This is a genomic window from Streptomyces fuscigenes (assembly GCF_021556455.1).
In the GTDB taxonomy this organism is placed as follows: Bacteria; Actinomycetota; Actinomycetes; order Streptomycetales; family Streptomycetaceae; genus Streptomyces; species Streptomyces fuscigenes.
Genome location: NZ_JAKGCV010000445.1, coordinates 1 through 4,440 on the forward strand (window position 1 = coordinate 1; position 4,440 = coordinate 4,440).

1 protein-coding gene is annotated in these 4,440 nt (G+C 73.9%); it reads right to left on the bottom strand.

The annotated features are described in order from the left end of the window. On the bottom strand, positions 1-4,440 hold a 4,440-nt coding region (locus L1885_RS24290; RefSeq protein WP_235799303.1), incomplete at both ends, for a hypothetical protein.

A 4,440-nucleotide genomic window follows, 5' to 3' on the forward strand; every position in this document is an offset into this window, starting at 1 on the left:
GGCCGGTGCGGCCGGTGCGGCCGCCCGCTGCGTCCCGGCGCCGGGCTCGCGGGCGGCGCCGTCGTGCTCCCCCGGGGTCGGCGCGGCGGTGTCGCGGGCCGGTACGGCCAGGCTCAGCGGTACCTGTTCCCGCACCGTGCCCACGTCGCCCTCGGCCGTGACGCGCTTCCCGCCGCCGAGCTCCAGTGTGAGCCTGAGCCGGTAGCTCGTCAGGTATTCGGCGTGCGGCTCGTTCGTGGAGAAGACGGTGTTCCGCAGCCGCGTGGTGGTCCGGCTCGTCGTCACCTGCTGCGTGCTGGAACCCTGCTCCGAGTAGGTGGGGCCGGCGGCGCTCGCGATGTCGTCGCCGGTGCGCACGGCCTCGCCGATCTGGGCGCCGATCGCCTTGACCCGGGTGTCCGTCCGTGTCGTCTCGCTGGTCTCGGTGGCGTGCCGGCCGTCGCGGAAGACGGCGCTGTGCCCGAGGCCGTCGAACTCCGTCTTCTGCTTGATGAGTTCGGCCGTGACCAGCCGTGTCCGGCCGCCGATCCTGACCTGGCCCCAGCCGGGGCCGCCGATGCGCGAGCGGCTCTCCGTGCCGCCGGACACCAGTCGCGCGTGCAGAGCGCGCAGCGGACGCGGGAGGGCCCGGGCCCTCGCGTCGTCGCGGGTCGCCTCGTCGGCGCCGACGCTCTCCAGTTTGCGGGTGAACTCCGCGACGACGCCTGCCGCGTCGACGGAGTTGACCGGGTACGCACCGAAGGGGCTGTCCTCCCACCACGTCGGCAGCCGCCACTCGTGCTCGGTGTAGCGCGGCACCTCTCCGAGCCCGTCGCGCAGCAGGCCGACGCGGTGGGCGGCCTTCTCCGCCACATGGCCGACCCAGTCGCCGGAGAACGTGAGCCGCCGGCCCGCCCACGCGGTGCGCAGCCACGTGGCCAGGGCGTGCGCCGGCGCCAGCAGGCCGTCACCGCGCGAGGTGCCCGCTATCTCGTGCTCCGTGTCGCCGACCACCAGCACCTTGTGGCTGGAGTCCGAGACGTTGAGGTCGGACGTGACGGTCCGGGTGACCGTGCGCGTCTCGCCGTGCGTGCTGCCGAGCTGGGCGAGCCCGCCGTAGGTGCCGCTGACGGTCGTGGCCGAACCCTGCGTGTGGACGGCGTTGCCGGCCATCGCGAGGGTGAAGGTGTGCGTGGTGGTCACGGCCCCCGACGCCGAGGTGTCGGTGCCGAGGGTGTGTTCCGTCTCGACCTTCACCGGCCGGGAGACCACCCTCAGGTTGCCGACCCCCATGCGGTGGACGAGGGCGCCCAGCCGGTTCAGGTAGGGGTTCTGGCCGAACAGGCCGCCCAGCCGGCTGCCGGTGGAGCTCGACAGCTGGTCGAAGTCGGCCGTCAGCGGGCCGGAGCGCAGCGACCGCACCATCGCCTCGTGCGCGGGTGCCCCCGGCTGGCGGAAGAACCAGGCGTCGTTGGAGACCTTCCGCATCACGTCGACCGCGCTCGTGACGAGTTCGGGGTGCGCGCCGACCGAGACGGTGTGGAAGGGCTGGTCGCCGAACGGGTTCTCCTCGCGGGGCGGCGCACCCAGCACGTCACCGTCGAGCAGCGCCTTGGCCCGAGCCGTCGTCAGCGGCGTGTCGGTGTCCGGGGCCGGGGTGCCCGCGCCCGTCGTGGCGTGCGGGTCCCGCTCCGGTGTGTGCTCGGAGGCCACCGCGAGGACGACGCGCCCCGTCATGGGGTCGCCCGCCGCGCCGCCGACCAGGTCGGTGTGCGGCTCGTTGCGCACGAACATCTGCGTGCCCAGCACGCCGAGGGACGCGGTGCCGCGCCACAGGTGCCGGAAGCGCCGGTAGCCGCCCGTCGAAGCCGACAGCTCCAGGCGGTAGCTGTGCAGATGCGAGGGGGACGTGGCGGCGCTGAGGGACTCGAAGGACGCGGTCGAGCCGTACCCGGTCCGCCGCCCGGCCTGCCGGCCCCATCGCGGACCCGCCTGGAGGGTGCCCAGGGTGCGGGGCGCGCCCGCGGCGTCGAGCCCCGAGTCCCGCACGCTCAGGGACGCCTCGACGCCGCCCTCGTAACCGCGCACGACGTTGCGCTGGCCGTCCAGGCGCTGGGTGGCGGGTGCGCTGGTGCGTACGTAGAGGTCGTTCTGCGTGCCCTCGTAGCGGCGGTCGGTGAGCGTCCCGTCGATCCACAGGTGGCGGTGGGCCCGGTGGAAGCGGCCGGGGCCGACGAGGTCGATGCGCACACCGGTGCTGATGAGGGTCGCCAGGTTGCCGGCCATGCTGTGGTGGGACAGCGTGTTCACCACGTTCAGCGTGTTCTGCAGGGCCATGCGGTAGTGCTCCCGGCTGCTCCAGCGCGAGGCACCGAGTTCGGTGAAGTCCTCCAACGTCCCGATCATGTCGGGGTACTTGGCAGCCGCGGCGGCCAGCACCCGCTGCGTGAACTCCTGGAGGAAGGTCGCACGGGGAGCGGCGCCCGCCGCGTGCTCCGGCCGCTCCCCGGCGCGCTCCCTCTCCTGCTGCCGGGGGGCCGCGGTCTCCTGCTGCCGGGGCTGCCCCTCGGGCGTGTGCTCCTGCTGCCGGGGCTCTTCGCGCACGGCGACGGCCGGTTCCTGCCCGCCGTGCCCGTCCGGCACGGGTCGCTCCTGCGGTGCGGCCTGGCCCCTGGCGGTGGCCGGCTCGTGGACGAACGCCTCCGCGCGGCTCATGCCGAGCACGCTCGGCCTGTCCTTGGGAAGGTAGAGCGGTGCGAAGGGCTCGTTGGCCAGGCGGGTGGGCGTGGCCGTGCCGTCGTCCCACCCGGCGAGGCGGCGCGCCTCGGTGGTGGTCATGCGGTCCAGGCTCCACGTCGTGAACGGCGTGGCCTCCGCGTCGCCCGTGCGCCGCACGTACACGGTCTTCTGCACGAGGTACAGGTGGGTGGGCACCTTCTTCGCCTGCCCGGCGAACTTCTCGTTGGCCGTCGACCCGAACACCGTGCCGTGCGTGGTCGAGCGCACGTACCGGCCGACCGCCCCGACCATGGCCCGCAGCCCGGCGGCATGGCCGAAGAAGGACGACATGTCGAAGCTCGGGCCGACGGCGGCGCTGATCTCCTGCGAGTAGGTCTTCGACAGGGTCCGCTCGTTCTTGACGGCCTGCTGCACGGTCATCCGCAGCTCCGCCGCCGTCGTCTCGGTGAGCAGCGTCGCCCTGCCGGGTACGACCCGGTCGACGACGAACGCGCCCATCGGCGAGCGGTGCTTGTCGTCCCGCGCCAACTGCCGTGTGCTGACGAGGCCGTGGGCGAGCCGATCGGCCATGCGATGGAAGTTCTCCGTGGTGAAGAACCCGGAGATCTCCTCGTGCGCCGTCGTGCCGCGCGGGACGCGGGCGCGCCGCAGCGCCCACTCCCTGATCTCCTGGACCGGCCCGAACCCCTCGGTGTGCACGAGGCGGTAGCCGGCGTCCGGTTCGATCGTCATCTCGTGCGGGGCCTGCCCGTGCGCCATGCCGGGCCGCGTCTCGCTCGCGGGGAGGCGGACGGTCAGGCCGTTGCGCACGCCGAAGGTGAAGTGGGGCTCGCGGGCGGCGTCCGTCCCACCCTCCACCTGCACCTCGTACTGCACGTCGTCGAGGTACAGGTCGGAGACGTCCCCCATCTTCGTCTCGGCCTGGCTCAACGTCTGGTTGTGCTGCGCGTACTCGTAGGTGCGGGTGTATCCGAAACCACCCGCGATCCGCCCGTACGCGGCGATGCCGGAGGCCGGGCCGAGCGAGAAGCCGGGCGCCACCCGCAGTCCGGTCGACTGCACCGCGCCCGAGCCGGTCGTGACCTGGCTGCGCTGCACGGAGTCGAACTTGAACGGCGAGCCGTAGGTGTCCTCGAACCGCTCCCAGGTGTTGTGCGGCCTGGTGGTGACGCGCAGGCTGCGCACCTGCCCGTCCCGGTCCGTGAAGGAGGGCGACCGGTAGCCCTCGCCGTGGAACACCCAGGGAGTGTCGCGCAGCGCGCGGCGCAGCTCCGCCAGTGCCTCCGCCTGGCCGCGCGGGCCCTCCTGCGACAACCCGGCACGGTGGCCGATCTCCGTCACCACGTGGCGGACGCCGCGCAGGGCGACCCGGTTCCCCCCGTAGGAGCCGGACCGCCCCGTACCGGTCCCGTCTCCGGTGATGTACGTGGGCAGCTGCCTGCCGTCGTCGAACGTGACGACGCGCCCGTTGCGCGGCGGCGGCAGCATCGTCCGGTCCAGGCGCGGCCGGCGGTAGGTGTCGAGCGTGTTCTCGACCGTGGCGTGCTTCGGCACGGTGAACGGGGCCCGGGCGTCCGTGGCGAGCGCGTCGCCGGGCGCCGTGCCGTCCGCGAAGCGGACCCGCGGGCGCGGCGGCGGCTGGAGGACCGCGTCGTCGCCGCCGGCGCCGGTACGCGAGGTCTCCGCCGTCGCCACGTGCGGCGCCACCGCGGAGTCGGCCGC